The organism is Salinihabitans flavidus (assembly GCF_900110425.1).
Classification (GTDB): domain Bacteria; phylum Pseudomonadota; class Alphaproteobacteria; order Rhodobacterales; family Rhodobacteraceae; genus Salinihabitans; species Salinihabitans flavidus.
Genome location: NZ_FODS01000007.1, coordinates 31,532 through 48,191, shown reverse-complemented (window position 1 = coordinate 48,191; position 16,660 = coordinate 31,532). Strand labels below are relative to the sequence as shown.

Below are 16,660 nucleotides of genomic sequence, written 5' to 3'. Positions count from 1 at the left end.
CTGTTCCCCAAATACTCGAATTCGCGGCGCGCGCCACGGTCATGACGTGGCCGATGGCATATCGCGGCCCGAACCACCAACGCAATACCGACGTTTTACCGACGTGATACCGAAACGGGATTTTCCGTGATTTCAGCGTGTTAAGCGCGAATTTCCCGAATCAGCGTCTCCGCCCCCAGATCGGAGCGGAAATTGCGCTCCACATGCGCCCGCCCCGCCGTGGCAATCTGCCGGGCACGGTCGGGGTCGTCGGCCAGCGCGGCAATGGCATCGGCCAGTGCGTCGGGCGATCTGGGCGGCACCAGAAGGCCGTTCTCCCCGTCGGTGATCAGTTCCGGCACGCCGCCGGCATTGGTGCCGATCACGGGCAGGCCGCAGCTCATCGCCTCCATGTAGGCCACGCCGAGCGGTTCGTGCCAGCTTGCCAGCGCGAAGACATGCGCCGACAGCAGCCGCGCCTTCACCTCGTCGCCGGAGATGGCGCCGAGAAGTGTGATTTTATCGCCTAAATTCAGGTCTTTAATACGCGCCTCCAGTTCCGTGCGAAAGCCGTGGCCGCCGGAGTCGTCCTCTCCGGCGATCTCCAGCCGCGCGTCGATGCCCCGGTCCTGCAACAGGCGCACCGCCTCCATCAGATCCTGATGCCCCTTCACCGCGTTGAGCCGCCCGCAAGAGACAATATGGAGCGGCTCTCCCGGACGCGCCGGGATATAGGGCGCCTCGCGGCGGAGGGCGTCGGTATCCACGCCCATCGGCTGAATCGGCACGCGGGACGGCAGGTCGGGGCCAAGCGCGGACGGCAATTCATCGCGCAGCTTGCGGGTGATCACCGTGGCGAAATCGGCGTGACGCCATTTCAGCCTCTGGCCGGGGCCGTAGTCGGACAGCGGACCATGCAGCGTCAGGCTGTAAGGCACGCCGCCCATCCGCCGCGCCAGCGCCGCGATCAGCGCCGCGCGCCCGCAGCTATGGACGTGCAGATGGGTGATCCCCTGCGCCGCGCAGCTTTGCCGAAGCTGCTGCGCGGCGGCCGCGCTCATTGCCAGATCGCGGGCCAGTCCGCGCCCCTCGCGCCGCAGATCGGCCCACCAGTCGGCGGGGCGAAGTGTGAGAAAAGTCTGTAACGCTTTCAATGGCTTGATCGCGCCAAGGTACTCGGTACGCGCGATTGCCTCTTCCGACCAACCGTGCGAGATCAGCCTTGGGGGAGGTTTGCGCGTGCTGAAGATTCGCACGTCCACGCCCCGCGCCTCCAGCGCCGCGATCTCGCGCCAGAAGAAGATATGCGTCTGCCCCGGAAACTGGGGAATGAGGTATCCGAGGGTCAGACGGGAGTTCACGGGGTGCGGTCTCTGAAATGCCTTGGGAAAGTCATGGAAATCCCATTTCCTTATCGCCGTGCTCTAGCATAGTTTCCCCCATGTGCCGAGGGTCTTTGCCCATGGTGGAACGGAATGGATCAGGATCAGGTGCTGAGCGTCATCATACCCGCCAACAACGAGGCAGGGACCATAGGGCCTTGCCTGTCCGCCCTGCTCGGCTCTGACGGGCCGGAGGGGGTGCAGATCGTCGTTGTGGCGAACGGGTGCTCTGACGCGACGGCGGCCGAAGCGGCGGGGTTCGCCGCGCAGGCGGGCGCGTGTGGTTGGACGCTCGATGTGCTCGATCTGCCCGAAGGGGGCAAGCCGCGCGCGCTCAACGCCGGAGATGCGGCGGCGCGGTTCGAAAGCCGGGTCTATCTCGATGCCGATGTGACGGTCACGCCGGATCTGTTGCCGCAGCTTGCGCAGGTGCTGGATCGTGCGGACCCGATCTTTGCCAGCGGGCGGTTGCGGATTGCCCCGGCGCGCAGTTTCGCCACCCGGGCCTATCGCCGCATATATGCTCGCGTGCCCTTCATGAGCCAGGGGGTGCCGGGGGCGGGGCTGTTCGCGGTCAATGCGGCGGGGCGCGCGCGTTGGGGTGCGTTTCCGCAGATCATTTCCGACGACACCTTCGTGCGGCTGCATTTCACCCCATCTGAGAGGGTCGCGGTGCAGGCCCCCTATGACTGGCCGCTCGCCGAGGGGCCTGGCAACCTGATCCGGGTGCGTCGGCGGCAGGATGCCGGGGTGGCGGAAATTGCCCGCCTTTGTCCCGCGCTGCTGGAAAACGACGACAAGCCGCCGCTCGGCGTGGCGGGGATGGCGCGGCTGGCGGCCCGCGACCCGGTCGGATTCGCGGTCTATGCCGGTGTGGCGGCGGCGGTGCGCCTGACGCGGCGGGACGACATCCAGGACTGGAGCCGGGGGCGATGACGGGCGGCGTGGGATACCGGGCCATGATGCAGAATTTTCTGCGCGGAGAGGGGCTGGCCGCAAGGGCGATGCGGTCGTCGGCGCTCACGGTGGGGGGCTATGCCGGGTCGCAGGCGATGCGGCTGGCCAGCAACCTGATCCTGACACGGCTGCTGTTTCCCGAGGCATTCGGAACGATGGCGCTTGTCATGCTGGTGATGCAGGGATTGGCGATGTTTTCCGACGTGGGAACCGCGCCTGCGATCATGCAATCAAAGCGCGGCGACGATCCGGAATTCCTCGACACGGCCTGGACGATACAGGTGATCCGGGGCGTCTGCCTTTGGATCGCGACCTGTATCCTGGCCTATCCGGCGGCGCAATTCTACAACACGCCGGAGTTGGTGCAGCTTCTGCCGGTGGCGGGGTTCTCGTTGATCATCGCGGGATTCGGGCCGACCAGAATTCATAGCGCGAACCGGCATCTGATATTGGGCCGGGTGACGGTGATCGACCTTTGCACGCAGGCGGTGTCCCTGCTGGCGGCGATCGTTTTCGCGCTTGTGACCCAATCGGTCTGGGCGCTGGTGGTGTCCGGTATCGTGAGCGTGGTCGTGCAGCTTGCGCTCTACTCCCGGTTCCTGCCCGGTCGGTCCAACCGCCTGCGCTGGGAAAAAGAGTCCGCGCAGGAGCTTGTCCGTTTCGGGCGCTGGATTTTCCTGTCCACCGTGGCGGGGTTCATCCTGAGTCAGGGCGACAAGCTGGTTTTGGGAAAATACCTTAGCCTTCAGGGGCTGGGCATCTACAATATCGGCTATTTTCTGGCGAGCTTTCCGTTGCTTCTGGGGACCATGGTGATCCGGCGCGTCCTGATCCCGCTTTACCGAGAGCGCCCGCCGAAGGAGTCGCGGGAGAACTTTCTGAAGTTTCGCAAGCTGCGGTTTCTTCTGTCGGCGATGATCTTCGCGATGCTGTTCACGCTGTCGTTCCTTGGGGTCGGGCTGGTCGATCTGCTTTATGATTCCCGCTATGCGCTGGCAGGCGGGATCGTGGTTCTGGTCGCGGCGATGCAGGTACCCCATATCATCGCGCTGACCTATGATCAGGCGGCGGTGGCGGCGGGTGATTCGGATCAGTATTTCGTGCTGGCCGCGACACGGGCGGGGCTTACGCTCACCGGGCTGGTGTTGGGGGCGCAATACTATGGGCTGACCGGGGCGCTACTGGGTCAGGGGGCGGCCTATCTGCTGTCGTATCCGGTGGTGGTCTGGCTCGCGCGCAGGCAGGGGTGCTGGGATCCTTTTCACGACGCGGCCTTTGCCGTTCTCGGAGTGGCGCTGGCGGCATTGGCTATATGGATGAACCTTGAGGCGATTTCGGGGCTGATTGCCATGAATTCGCCTCCAAATTAACATTTGGATACTTATGTAATGTCGAATTGCTCTGACACGGTGCGTTTGAGCGCGTCCGGTCCCGTTCGGGCCGGGTACAAGTGAAAGCAGAGTTCCTTATGACCGACAGCAAGACCGCCCGCCACTGGAGCGAGAATGATGTCGCCATTGTCGGGATGGCGGCGCATCTGCCCGGTGCCCCCTCGGTCGAGGCATTCTGGAGCAATCTGCGCGCGGGCGTGGAGTCGATCACCCGGCTGGATGAGGCGGCTCTGACGGCGGCGGGGGAATTGCGCGCGCGTCTGCGGGCGCCCAACTATGTGCCCGCGGCGGCCATGCTCGACGGCTTCGAGAGGTTCGACGCCGACTTCTTCGGCTTCTCGCCAAGAGAAGCGGCGATCATGGACCCGCAGCACCGCCAGTTTCTTGAGACCGCCTGGGAGGCGCTGGAGAGCGCGGGGCATCCGCCGGAGACTTTCGATGGACCCATCGGCGTTTATGCCGGCTGCGGCATGGGGAGCTATTTCTATTTCAACATCTGCTCCAATCGCGATCTCGTGGACAGCACGGGGATGTTCCTGCTGCGTCATACCGGCAACGACAAGGACTTCCTGAGCACGCGGCTGTCGCATATCCTCGACCTCAAGGGGCCGAGCATCACGCTTCAGACCGCCTGTTCCACCTCGCTCGTGGCGACGCACTACGCGGTGCAGTCTCTGTTGAACGGCGAATGCGACATGGCGCTGGCGGGCGGCGTGACAATAGAATTGCCTCAGGGGCGCGGCTATCTCTATCAGGAGGGGGAGATCCTGTCGCCGGACGGGCATTGCCACGCCTTCGATCACCGCGCCCAGGGCACGGTCTTCGGATCGGGTTCCGGGGTGGTGGTGCTGCGCCGGATGGCGGATGCGGTGGCCGATGGCGATCACATCTGGGCGGTTATCAAGGGATCCGCGGTCAACAATGACGGCGCGGCCAAGGCGGGCTATCTTGCGCCGTCGGTGGACGGGCAGGCCGCCGCCGTGGCCGAGGCGCAGGCGATGGCCGATGTCACCGCCGATACGATCGACTATGTGGAATGCCACGGCACCGGCACCTATCTGGGCGACCCGATCGAGGTGGCCGCGCTGACCGAAGCCTTCCGCGAGACCACGCAGGACACCGGATTTTGCCGCATCGGATCTGTGAAATCCAATATCGGCCATCTGGACACCGCCGCCGGGGTGGCGAGCCTGATCAAGGCATCGCTGGCGCTGCATCACCGGGAAATGCCGCCCAGCATCGGCTATGAAAAACCGAACCCGGCGATCGACTTCGACAACAGCCCGTTTCGCGTGAACGACCGCCTGACAGAGTGGACAAGCCGTAGCGGCCCGCGCCGGGCCGGGGTCAACTCTCTGGGCGTGGGGGGCACGAATGCGCATGTCGTGCTTCAGGAGGCGCCCGAGCGTCCGGAGTCCGAGCCGTCGGACTGGCCGATGCAGCTTCTGACCATATCGGGACGGACGCAGCGGGCGCTCGATGAGAATACCGCGCGGCTTGCCGCCCATCTGCGCACCCATCCCGAAGAGCCGCTGGCCGATGTGGCCTGGACGTTGAAAGAGGGGCGGCGCGCGTTCGAAAAGCGCCGCGTCGTCGTCGCTGAAACCCACGAGGAGGCCGCGCGCCTTCTGGAGGATATGGACCCGCGCCGCGTCTTTACCCATGCTGCGGTGGGCAATGCGCCTGACGTGGCCTTCATGTTCCCCGGCGGCGGCGCGCAATATGTCGGCATGGCGCGCGATCTTTATGACACGGAGCCGGTTTTCCGCGACTGGATGGACCGGGGGCTCGATATTCTTCAGCCACAGGTCGGGTTCGATGTCCGCGCGCTCTGGCTGGCCGAGGGGGAGGAGGCCGAGGCGGCGGCGCGGACGCTTCGCAAGCCGTCGGTGCAACTGCCGCTGATCATGATCGTGGAATATGCGCTGGCGCAGCTCTGGATGAGCTGGGGGGTGACGCCCTCGGCGCTTGTCGGTCACTCGATGGGCGAGAATACCGCCGCCTGCCTTGCGGGCGTGATGTCCTTCGACGATTGCATCGGCCTTGTCCTGCTGCGCGGACAGCTTTTCGATACCGTGCCGGCGGGCGGGATGCTGTCGGTTCCGCTGCCGGTGGAGGAGGTGGCGCCGCGTCTGGGGGATGATCTGGACATCGCGTCGGTCAACGCGCCGGATCTGACGGTCGTTTCGGGCCCCGATGCCGCGCTGGAGGCGCTGCGCGCCGATCTGGCCGCGCAGGAGATCGAGACGCAGCGCATCGCCATCGACATCGCCGCGCATTCGCGGATGCTCGATCCGATTCTGGAGAAGTTCGGGGATTACCTGCGGTCCATCCCGCTTGGCGCGCCGCGTATCCCGATCATCTCCAACCGCACGGGCCAGCCGCTGACCGAGGCAGAGGCGCGCGATCCCGATTACTGGGTGGGCCATCTGCGCCATACGGTGCGGTTCGCCGATTGCCTGACCACGCTGGCGCAGACGGACGGCCGCATTTTCATCGAGATGGGGCCGGGCAAGGCGCTGTCGTCGCTGGCGCGGATTCATGGCGCGGTGGCGCGCGACCGGGTGCTTTCCGCGCTGCGCCACCCCGATGAGGATATTGCCGACGACAGCTATTTTCTCGGCGCTCTGGGGCAGGTCTGGGCCTGCGGCGGTGCGTTCGACTGGACGCAGGTCTGGGGAGAGGCACGGCGCAACCGCGTGGTGCTGCCGACCTATGCCTTCCAGCGCGCGCCCTATTTCATAGAACCGGGCCAGCCCGAGGCCGCGCCCGAGGATGATCTGCTTCGGCGGGAGGATCGGTCCGAATGGGGCTATCGCCCGGTCTGGCGTCCGAAACTGGCCGAATGCGACTGGGATGTGGGTCGCGATCTGGCGCAGGCGCCGAAGGCGAGCTGGCTGTTTTTCCTCGACGGGGAAGGCGTGGGCGCGGCGATGGTCGAACGGCTTCGCGCGGCGGGTCACGACGTGGTTGGCGTGACGGCGGGCGACGGCTTTGCCCGGACCGGAGAGGACAGCTATACCCTTGCTCCCGAACGCGGGCGCGAGGGGTATGACGCGCTCATCGCGGATCTGATGGCGCGCGGGCGGGCGCCGGAGCGGGTGGTGCACCTGTGGCTTCTGACCGGGGAGGAGACCTTCCGCCCCGGATCGTCCTTCTTTCACCGCAATCAGGAACAGGGCTTCTATTCGCTGCTGTTTCTCGCGCAGGCGATGAGCGACGACAGCCTGCCCAAGCCGCTGCATGTCACCGCCGTGACATCCGGCGCGGCACGGGTGCGCGATGAGGCGCTGCGATACCCTGAGAAATCCACGATCCTCGGCCCGGTGCAGGTGATCCCGCGCGAATTGCCGGGTGTGACCTGCGCCGCCGTGGATGTGGAGACGCCGCCGCGCAAGGGCGGGGCCATGGCGCGCACGGCGCTAGCCGAGGCGCTGCTGGAGGATGTGCTCGCCCCGCCACGCGATCACATCGCCGCCCATCGCGGCAGCAAACGCTTTGAACGGCAGTATCGCCCCGCGCCACTGGAGGAGGCCGCCGCGCCCGTCTGGCAGGCGGGCGCGACCTATCTGATCACCGGGGGCTTTGGCGGGATTGGCCTGACGCTGGCCGACGGCATGGCGCGGGCCGGGGCGAATATTGTCCTTCTGGCGCGTGGCGGGCTTCCGGCGCGGCAGGACTGGCCGCACTGGCTGGAAACCCATCCCCCGCAAGATCGCATCAGCCGCCGCATCCGCGCGGTGCAGCGGCTGGAGGCGCTGGGCGGCACCGTCATGGTCGTGGCCGGCGATGTCTGCAATATCGACGACATGGAGCATCTGCGCGATACGGTTGCGCAGCGTTTCGGCCGCGTGACCGGCGTGATCCATGCCGCCGGGGTGATCGACGACGGCCCGCTGCTGGCCAAGGGCCCGGCAAGCACCGAGGGCGTGCTGGCGCCCAAGCTGCACGGAACCGAGGTGATCGAGGCGGTCTTCCCCGATGGCAGTATCGACTGGCTGGTGCTGTTTTCCTCGTCCTCCACGGTCACGGCCCCGGCGGGGCAGGTGGATTATGTCGCCGCCAATGCCTTTCTCAATGCCTATGCAGAAGCGCGGACCGGCGGGCGCACCCGGGTGAGCGCGATCAACTGGGGCATCTGGTCCGATACCGGCATGGCGGCAGAGGCGGTCGCGGGTCGTCTGGGACAGACCCCGCCGGCCCCGTCCGTGCCGATCAATGCGCCGCTGCTCGATGCGTCGGGGTTCGATGAAGGGGGCAATCGGGTATTCACCGCCACGCTTGACAGGGGCCGGTGGGTGATCGACCAGCACCGCACCCGCGATGGCGCGGCGATCCTGCCGGGCACCGGGTACCTTGAACTGATCGCAGAGGCGCTGCGCGCGCAGGGAGAGGCGGAGAGCTTCGAGATCCGCGATCTGCTGTTCCTGCGCCCGCTGCCGGTGGAGGACGACTCCAAGGCCGAGATTCGCCTGCGTCTGCGCCGCAGCGACGAAGGCTATGAGGTGGAACTGCACTCGCGCGTCCACAGCGGCGGGCGCGAAGGCTGGCAGCTTCATGCCGAGGGGCGGGTGATTCTGCCGGCCCCTGCGCGGCCCGCGCCGGTCGATCTGGCGGCGCTGCGCGCCCGGATCGGGGACCTCTCGCAGTCCGGCGGCGCGGCGATACCGTCCGCACAGGAGGGGCAGCTTCGCTTCGGGCCGCACTGGCAGGTTCTGCGCGGCCTTGCCCAGAGCGGAGAGGAAGGGCTGGCGGAACTGTCGCTCGATCCGGCGCTGGCGGCGGAGGCGGGGGATATGCCGCTGCATCCCGGCCTTCTCGATATCGCGACGGGCTGGGCGATGGCGCTTGTCCCCGGCTATGGGCAGGAGCACCTTTGGGTGCCGGTCTCCTATGGCGCGCTCCGGGTCTTTGCGCCGTTGCCGCACAGCCTGCGCAGCCATGTGCGCCTTGCCTCCGGCAGCGCGGCGGAAGAAACGGCGCAGTTCGATGTGACGCTGACCGATCCGCAGGGGCAGGTCTGCGCCGAAATCTCGCGCCTGACGGTGCGGCGCATGGCCGATGGCGCCGCCTTTGCCCGCGCGCCCGCCCCGGCCCCGCATGAGATTGAGCCGGCGATACCGGACCCGCAGGCGCAGCAGCCGCTTTCCCCGGCCGAAGAGCGGCTGCGCCACAACCTGTCGCAGGGGATACCCGCCGCCGAGGGGGAAGAGATGTTCGCCCGCGCGCTGGCCACCGGGTTGCGGCAGATCGTCGTCTCCTCGCTCGATCTCGATGCGCTGACGCGGCAGGCGGCGCAGGCCGCCGACAGCAGCGGCCCCGGCGGGCAGAGCTTTGAGCGCCCGCAACTCGACACCGACTACGTGGCGCCGGAGAATGATATCGAACGCACGCTTTGCGGTTTCTGGCAGGAGCTTTTGGGCGTGGACCGTGTCGGCACGCGGGACAGTTTCTTCGATCTTGGCGGTCATTCGCTGGTGGCGGTGAGGCTCTTTGCCAAGGTGAAGAAAACCTATCACGTCGATTTTCCGATCTCGGTTCTCTTCGAGGCACCGACGGTGGCGCAATGCGCCGCGCTCATCGCCGCGCAGATCGGCCCGCAGGACGCGCAGGGCGCAGGCGGAGCGATAGCCGAGCCGGTCTCGCGTCGCTACACCCACCTCGTTCCGATGCACGAAGGCGAGGGTGGGCCGAAAACGCCGTTCTTCCTTGTCGCCGGGATGTTCGGCAATGTGCTCAACCTGCGTCATCTGGCGCAGCTTCTGGGGGCGGACCGACCGTTCTACGGGGTGCAGGCGCGCGGGCTCTATGGTGATGCGGCGCCGCATGATGATCTGACAGAGGCCGCGCGCGACTACATCGCCGAGATCCGGCAGGTGCAGCCGCATGGCCCCTATCTGCTTGGCGGCTTCTCGGGGGGCGGGATCACCGCCTACGAGATGGCACGCCAGCTTGAGGCGGCGGGCGAAACGGTGGCGGTTGTGGTCCTGCTCGACACGCCGCTGCCGGTCCGCCGCCCGCTCACGCTTGGCGATCGGCTGCGGATACAGCTATCGGAGGTGCGCCGTCAGGGTCCGCTCTACCCGGTGAAGTGGCTGCGCAATCGCGTGGCGTGGGAGTTGGCTAAGCGCCGTGCGCCGGACCGGACCGAGGCCGCGGAGGGCGGGCAGAGATTCCACAACGCCGAGATCGAGGCCGCGTTCATCGCCGCCACCGAACGCTACAGGATGCACCGCTGGGCGGGCCGGGTGGACCTTTTCCGCCCGCCGTTGCGCGGCAAGTGGTCGGTGGGCGGTGGCCGTCTGGTCAGCGGCGAGCGGGCCTATGTGCTGCACGACAACGACTGGGGCGAATGGGTCGGCGATCTGGGTGTGACGGAGGTGCCGGGCGATCACGATTCCATGGTGCTGGAGCCGAATGTCCGTGTCCTTGCCGCGCGAATGAAGCGCGCCATCGAGGCGGCGGAACAGGCGCGCGAGACGGGCACAGATCTACCGAGGGCCGCCGAATGACCCTTCCGCGTGATCCTTCGATACTGGCCATCGTGCTCAACTACCGCACGCCGGACCTGACGTTGCGCGCCGCCGATACGGCGCTGAGCGAACTGGCCGGGCTGCGCAGCCGCCTGATCATCGTGGACAACGCGTCCGGCGATGGCTCCGAGGCGCTGATCGCCGCCGAGATTGCCCGCCGCGACTGGGACGAGATGGGGGTGGAACTGCTTCAGAGCGGGCATAACGGCGGCTTCGGCGCGGGCAACAATGCCGGGATCCGCCAGGGCATGGCGACGGGCATCGACGGTGCGCCGCCGGATTATATCTATATCCTCAATTCCGACGCCTTTCCCGACAGTCAGGCGATCCGCCGCCTTGTCGAGCACCTTGAGGCCACGCCTGAATGCGGTCTTGCCGGAAGCTATATCCACGGCCCCGACGGCAAGCCGCATATGACCGCCTTTCGTTTCCCGTCGATCCCCGGAGAATTCGAGGGCGCGGCGCGTATCGGTCCGCTGAGCCGGATGCTCGAACGCCACATCGTGCCGCTCCCGGTGCCGCGCAAGACCACGCGCGTCGACTGGCTCGCCGGGGCGAGCCTGATGATCCGCCGCGAGGTGCTTGAGGAGATCGGCCTCTTCGATGAGCGGTATTTCCTCTATTTCGAAGAAACGGATCTTTGCCTGCGCGCCTTTCGCGCGGGCTGGCGCACTGATTACGTGCGCGAAAGCGAGGTCACGCATATCGGTTCGGTTTCCACCGGGATGAAGGACTGGGCACGGATGCCGCAATACTGGTTCGACTCGCGGCTACACTATTTCAACAGCAATCACGGCGCGGCCTATGCGGCGCTTGCGACGCTGGCGCATGTGCTGGGGGCCAGCCTATACCGGCTGCGCTGCCTGATCGACCGACGCAAGATCCGCGATCCCGACCGTTTTCTGCGCGATCTGATCGCCCACGCCCTGCGGGCACCGTTCCGCAAGTCCGAAACCCCGGGCGCGGGTATCCCCCCGCTGTTGCCGCCCGTCCTGTCCCGCCCAACCGGAGAGCAGACATGAATGTTGCCCCGCAGACCGATCTCCAACGCATGTCCTGCGTGCTTGTGGGGCAGGAATCGCTCACCGTGCAATGCGGTGAGATCTGGCGCGCCGCCGGCCATGAGATCGCCGCCGTGGTCAGCCGGGACGAGACCGTCACAGGCTGGGCGCACGGCCATGGCCTTGCGGTGCTGAGGCCAGGGTTGGATCTGGCCGCGCGGCTGCCGGACGGTTTCGACTGGCTGCTGAGCATTGCCAACCTTGATCTGCTGCCGCAAGAGGTGCTGGCAAGCGCCGCGCAGGGGGCGGTGAATTTTCACGATGGCCCGCTGCCGCGTTATGCCGGGCTGAATGCGCCGATCTGGGCGCTTATCCACCGCGAGGCGGAGCATGGCATCACTTGGCACCTGATCGAGGAGGGCGTCGATACCGGCGACATCCTCGTGCAGCGCCGCATTGCTATCACCCCGTCCGAGACCGGATTCACCCTCAATGCCAAATGCTACGAGGCCGCGATCGAGAGCTTTCCCGGTCTGGTGGCCGAATTGCAGCACGGCGCGCGCAACCGCACCCCGCAGCCCGAGACGGGCCGGAGCTATTTCGGGCTGAAGGATCGCCCCGCCGCCGCCGGTCGGCTCGATTTCCGCCGTGACGCGGAGGATCTGGAGGCGCTCGTGCGCGCGCTCGATCATGGCGACTATCGCAATCCGCTGACCACGGCGAAGCTGACATCGGGGGGGCAGGTCCTGATCGCGCGCGAGGCGCAGGCGATCACCGCCGGTTTCGTCCCGGCCACACCGGGAGAGGTGCTTGAGGTGGGTGGCGAACATGCCACCATCGCCACCGGGCGCGGGGCGCTGCGACTGTCGCGGCTGGCGGATGTCCACGGCCAGCCGGTGCAGCCCGACCGTGTCCTGAGGGTGGGTGACATCCTGCCATCGCCCGATGGCACAGCCGCCGAGCGTCTGACACAGGCGCTCAATGCCACGATTGCCGGAGAGCCGCACTGGCGCCACCGCCTGCGCGATCTGACGCCCATAGCCCTGCCGCTCATCGCAGAGCCGCGCGAGGCTCCGGTGTATCAGCGCCGGTCGCTCGACGTGCCCGAAGCACTTGAAATCGGGATGGTCTTGGCCGGTATTGCACGCTGGGCAGAGGCCAGCGGTGCAAAAGTGCCCTTCGATCTCGCCTTTCGCGCGGAGGGGCAGGTCGCCGCGCCGGGCTATCTTCTGGGGTGGGTGCCGCTGCGTGCCCAGACGGCGACCAAAAGCATGGCGGAGACCGCCGCCGCCTTCACCGCCGAGGTTGAAACCGCGACGAGCCGCGGGCCCGTTGCCGCGGACCTGTTTGCCCGCGATCCGGACCTGACCGCGCCGGCGATGCCGGCGCTTGGCGTCACGCTTGACGTCGATGCGGGGGCGATTGCGGGAACCGCGCTGTGCCTGTCGCTGTCCGATGGGCGGCTGGATCTGCACTACGACGCCAACCGCATTGACGACCGGCATCTGGACCGCCTTGCCGCGCGGCTTGAACTGGTGCTGGCGGCCCTGCCGGACGCAACCGGGCCGCTATCGGATCTGCCCGCCCTGCCGGGGGCCGAGCAGGCGGAGATACTGGAGAGCTGGAACGCGACAGAGACGCCCTTCGATCCCGACGCCACGCTCCACCGGCAGTTCGAGGCGCGCGCCGAAGCGCGGCCAGAGACCGAGGCGCTGGTGCACGAGACCCGCGTTCTGAGCTATGGTGCGCTCAATGCGCGTGCCAACCGGCTCGCGCATCGGCTGCGCGAAATGGGGGTGGGGCGCGGCACGCTTGTGGGGCTGTGCTGTCATCGCTCGCCCGATCTGGTCGCCGGGGCGCTGGCGATCTGGAAGGCGGGGGGTGCCTATGTCCCGCTCGATCCGGCCTATCCCGCCGACCGGCTCGCGCATTATATCTCCGACAGCGGCGCGGCGGTCATCCTCACGCAATCGGATCTGGCTACCGGCCTGCCCCCGCATGAGGCGCAGCTTCTGATCGCCGACACCGATACCGGCGTTGACACGATGCCCGACACGAACCCCGAAAACGACGTGAACGGCAGTGATCTGGCCTATGTGATCTATACCTCCGGCTCCACCGGAACGCCCAAGGGGGTGATGATCGAACATCGCAACCTTGCCAATTTCGCCGCCGCGATGGACGCGCGGCTGCCGCATGATCCGCCGGGCACATGGATGGCCGTCACTTCGCTCAGCTTCGATATCTCGGTGCTGGAGCTGTTCTATACGCTCGCGCGCGGGTTCAAGCTGGTGCTGAGCGGTGATGAGAACCGCACCCAGATTTCCGGCGGGCATATCCCGTCCGGCGAGGGGAACATGGATTTTTCGCTCTACTACTGGGGCAACGACGATGCGGCCGGGCCGAAGAAGTACGAGCTTCTGCTGGAAGGGGCGAAATTCGCCGACCGGAACGGATTCTGCGCGGTCTGGACGCCGGAGCGGCATTTCCATGCCTTTGGCGGGCCCTATCCGAACCCGTCCGTGACCGGGGCCGCCGTGGCGGCGGTGACGGAAAACATCGGTGTGCGGGCCGGAAGCTGTGTCGCGCCGCTGCATCATACCGCCCGCATCGCGGAGGAATGGGCGGTGATCGACAACCTGACCAACGGGCGCGCCGGGCTTGCCATCGCGAGCGGCTGGCAGCCCGATGATTTCGTGCTGCGCCCCGAGAACACGCCGCCCGCGAACAAGCCCGCCATGTTCGCCCAGATGGCGGAACTGCGCCGCCTCTGGCGGGGGGAGCCGGTGGCCTTCCCGCGCAAGGATGGCACCCTGCATGAGGTGGTCACGCAGCCACGCCCGGTGTCAAAGGATCTCGATCTGTGGGTCACGACAGCCGGCAACCCCGAAACATGGAAAGAGGCCGGGCGCAACGGCGCGCATGTGCTCACCCATCTTCTGGGGCAAAGCATCGAGGAAGTGGGCGAGAAGATCACCCTCTATCATGCCGCGTTGCGCGAGGCGGGATATGATCCGCGCAAGTTCCGCGTGACGCTCATGCTGCACACCTTCGTGGCCGATGACCGGGAAGAGGCGCGCGAGATCGCGCGCGAGCCGATGAAGGACTACCTGCGCAGCGCCGCCGGCCTGATCAAGCAATACGCCTGGGCCTTCCCGGCGTTCAAGAAACCGCAAGGCGTGAACAGTGCCTTCGATCTGGACCTCGGCAGCCTTTCGCAGGACGAGCTGGAGGGGATACTCGACTTCGCCTTCCTGCGCTATTTCGAGGATTCGGGGCTTTTCGGCACGGTCGAGGATTGCGTCGCCCGTGTAGACGAGCTCAGGAAAATCGGCGTGGACGAGATTGCCTGCCTGATCGACTACGGCATTCCCACGCAGAGGGTGCTGGAGGGGTTGCGCCCGCTGGCGGAGGTGGTCGCGCGCAGCAACAGCGGCGGCGCGCTCGACGATAGCGATGTCTCCATCGCCGCTCAGATCCTGCGCCACAAGGTGACCCACCTGCAATGCACCCCGTCGATGGCGCGCATGTTTGCCATGAACGACGAGGCGCGCTATGCGCTCGGGCAGGTCGAACAGCTCATGATCGGCGGCGAGGCGTTCCCTGGCGCGCTGCTGTCGGAACTGCGCGGCCTCACCCGCGCCCGGATCGAGAATATGTATGGCCCGACCGAGACGACGATCTGGTCGGCGACCGAAACCGCGACCGACGCCGATGGCGGTGTCGTCAGCCTTGGCCGTCCGATCGCCAATACGCGGCTCTACGTTCTTGACGCGGCGGGCGGGCCCGTGCCCGTGGGCGTCGCCGGAGAGCTTTATATCGGCGGGGCGGGCGTGGCGCGCGGGTATTGGCAGCGCGCGGATCTGACCGCCGAGCGGTTCCTGCTCGATCCCTTCTCGGGCGGCGATGGGCGCATGTATCGCACCGGCGATCTGGTGCGATGGCGCGGCGACGGGCGGCTCGACTTCCTTGGCCGCGCCGACCATCAGGTGAAGCTGCGCGGCTATCGCATCGAGCTGGGCGAGATCGAGGCCCGGCTGGAAGCGCGCGCGGATGTGGCGCAGGCCGTCGTGATCGCGCGCGAGGACACGCCCGGCGATCTGCGTCTCGTGGCTTATCTGCGCGGGCCGGACCTGCCCGATGAGGCGACGCTTCGCGCCAATCTTGCCGAGCATCTGCCCGAACATATGGTGCCCGCGCATTTCGTGCCGCTCGACGCCTTCCCGCTGACCCCGAACAAGAAGGTGGATCGCAAGGCCCTGCCCGCCCCGTCGAAGGCCGCCCCCACCCCCCGGCAGCAGGGGTTCGCCCCGCCCGAGAGCGATACCGCGCGCGATGTGGCCGCCGTCTGGTCTCGTATTCTGGGGGTGGAGCGGATCGGCGCCGGAGACAACTTCTTTGACCTTGGCGGACATTCGCTTCTGGCGGTGCAGGCGCACCGCGAGCTGCGCGACCGGCTGGGCCATGCCGCGCTCAGCATCACGGACGTTTTCCGCTTTCCCACGCTGTCGGCGCTCTGCGAGCGTCTGGACACGCTCTCGGGCAAACAGCCTGCGCCCTCGCCGGCCCGCGAAGAAGAACAGACACCCGATGCCCGCGCAGACACCCGCGCCGACGCCATGTCGCGCCGCCGGGCCATGCGCGCCCGCCGCAAGGAACGTCAGACATGACCCCCGTGAGACATCTTCGCGATCTGGCCAGTGCCAGCCTGCCGCCTCAGGTGGGCGTTGCGGTCACGAACCCGCGCCTGCCCAATGCCGCGATCTATCCCGAAGAGGCCGGGGCCGTCACCCATGCCCGCCCCGAACGCCGGCGCGAGTTTGCCGCCGGACGCGAGGCGGCGCGTCAGGCGATGGGACAAATCGGACTTGACCTCGTGCCGCTGCCCGCCGGCCGGGATCGCGCGCCGCGCTGGCCCTCGGGCGTGATCGGGTCCATCGCGCATGACAAACAGACCTGCATCGCGATCGTCGCCCGCGACAGCTATGCCGACGCGGTCGGCGTTGATGTGGAGGCCGACCTGCCGCTGGAGGACGATCTGCTTGCGACCATCTGCCGGCCGGAGGAACGCGCATGGCTTCAAACCCAGCCGCCCGATCGGCGGGGGGCTCTTGCCACGCGCATTTTCTCGGCCAAGGAGGCGGCCTTCAAATGCCAGTATGCCGTGAGCGGTGAGATGCTCGACTTTCACGCGATGCAGGTGACCTTCAACGCGAATATCACAGGGTTTTCGGCGCGCCTCGTCCATGGTGCCGGAGTTCTTCCCGAAGGCACCGAAATCACCGGACGTATTGGCGGCACCGGCACGCAGATCCTTACCGTGGCAGAGTTCAGGCACCCGCGTGAACAAGGCTAAAAGCCCAGTTCGGGTCATGCTATAACCACAAAGCCGGTTCAGAACCGGCGCAATCCAACGC

Annotated in this window: 7 protein-coding genes; 6 read left to right on the top strand and 1 reads right to left on the bottom strand. The window is 66.9% G+C overall.

Annotated features, from left to right (window positions below):
- Positions 1–140: 140 nt before the first annotated feature.
- Positions 141–1,328, bottom strand: a complete 1,188-nt coding sequence (epsE, locus tag BMW66_RS07900; protein WP_093117388.1) for an exopolysaccharide biosynthesis GT4 family glycosyltransferase EpsE — start codon at positions 1,326–1,328, stop codon at positions 141–143.
- Positions 1,329–1,454: 126 nt separating this feature from the next.
- Between epsE and BMW66_RS07895 the strand changes: the two genes are divergently transcribed.
- The 6 genes from BMW66_RS07895 to BMW66_RS07870 all read left to right on the top strand — a co-directional run bounded on the left by BMW66_RS07895 (position 1,455) and on the right by BMW66_RS07870 (position 16,599).
- Complete coding sequence (locus tag BMW66_RS07895; RefSeq protein ID WP_093117215.1) at positions 1,455–2,297, top strand: glycosyltransferase; 843 nt, start codon at positions 1,455–1,457, stop codon at positions 2,295–2,297.
- 23 nt (positions 2,298–2,320) lie between these two features.
- Positions 2,321–3,688, top strand: a complete 1,368-nt coding sequence (locus BMW66_RS07890; protein ID WP_245729399.1) for an oligosaccharide flippase family protein — start codon at positions 2,321–2,323, stop codon at positions 3,686–3,688.
- A 98-nt stretch (positions 3,689–3,786) separates the two neighbouring features.
- Positions 3,787–10,221: a type I polyketide synthase gene (locus tag BMW66_RS07885; protein WP_093117211.1), complete on the top strand. Its 6,435-nt coding sequence runs from the start codon at positions 3,787–3,789 to the stop codon at positions 10,219–10,221.
- Complete coding sequence (locus BMW66_RS07880; protein ID WP_093117209.1) at positions 10,218–11,264, top strand: glycosyltransferase; 1,047 nt, start codon at positions 10,218–10,220, stop codon at positions 11,262–11,264. The genes BMW66_RS07885 and BMW66_RS07880 overlap by 4 nt, the downstream gene beginning before the upstream one ends.
- Positions 11,261–15,913, top strand: coding sequence for a MupA/Atu3671 family FMN-dependent luciferase-like monooxygenase (locus BMW66_RS07875; protein WP_093117207.1), 4,653 nt, complete (start codon positions 11,261–11,263; stop codon positions 15,911–15,913). Before BMW66_RS07880 ends, BMW66_RS07875 begins: the two co-directional genes overlap by 4 nt.
- A complete protein-coding gene (locus BMW66_RS07870; protein ID WP_093117205.1) occupies positions 15,910–16,599 on the top strand; it encodes a 4'-phosphopantetheinyl transferase family protein in 690 nt (229 codons plus the stop codon). Before BMW66_RS07875 ends, BMW66_RS07870 begins: the two co-directional genes overlap by 4 nt.
- The last annotated feature ends 61 nt before the right edge of the window (positions 16,600–16,660 follow it).

Excerpts from the sequence above, each read along its gene's own strand:
- BMW66_RS07885 (WP_093117211.1), top strand. The coding sequence starts at position 3,787 with ATGACCGACAGCAAGACCGCCCGCCACTGGAGCGAGAATGATGTCGCC.
- BMW66_RS07875 (WP_093117207.1), top strand. The coding sequence starts at position 11,261 with ATGAATGTTGCCCCGCAGACCGATCTCCAACGCATGTCCTGCGTGCTT.
- BMW66_RS07890 (WP_245729399.1), top strand. The coding sequence starts at position 2,321 with ATGATGCAGAATTTTCTGCGCGGAGAGGGGCTGGCCGCAAGGGCGATG.
- BMW66_RS07870 (WP_093117205.1), top strand. The coding sequence starts at position 15,910 with ATGACCCCCGTGAGACATCTTCGCGATCTGGCCAGTGCCAGCCTGCCG.
- BMW66_RS07880 (WP_093117209.1), top strand. The coding sequence starts at position 10,218 with ATGACCCTTCCGCGTGATCCTTCGATACTGGCCATCGTGCTCAACTAC.
- BMW66_RS07895 (WP_093117215.1), top strand. The coding sequence starts at position 1,455 with ATGGATCAGGATCAGGTGCTGAGCGTCATCATACCCGCCAACAACGAG.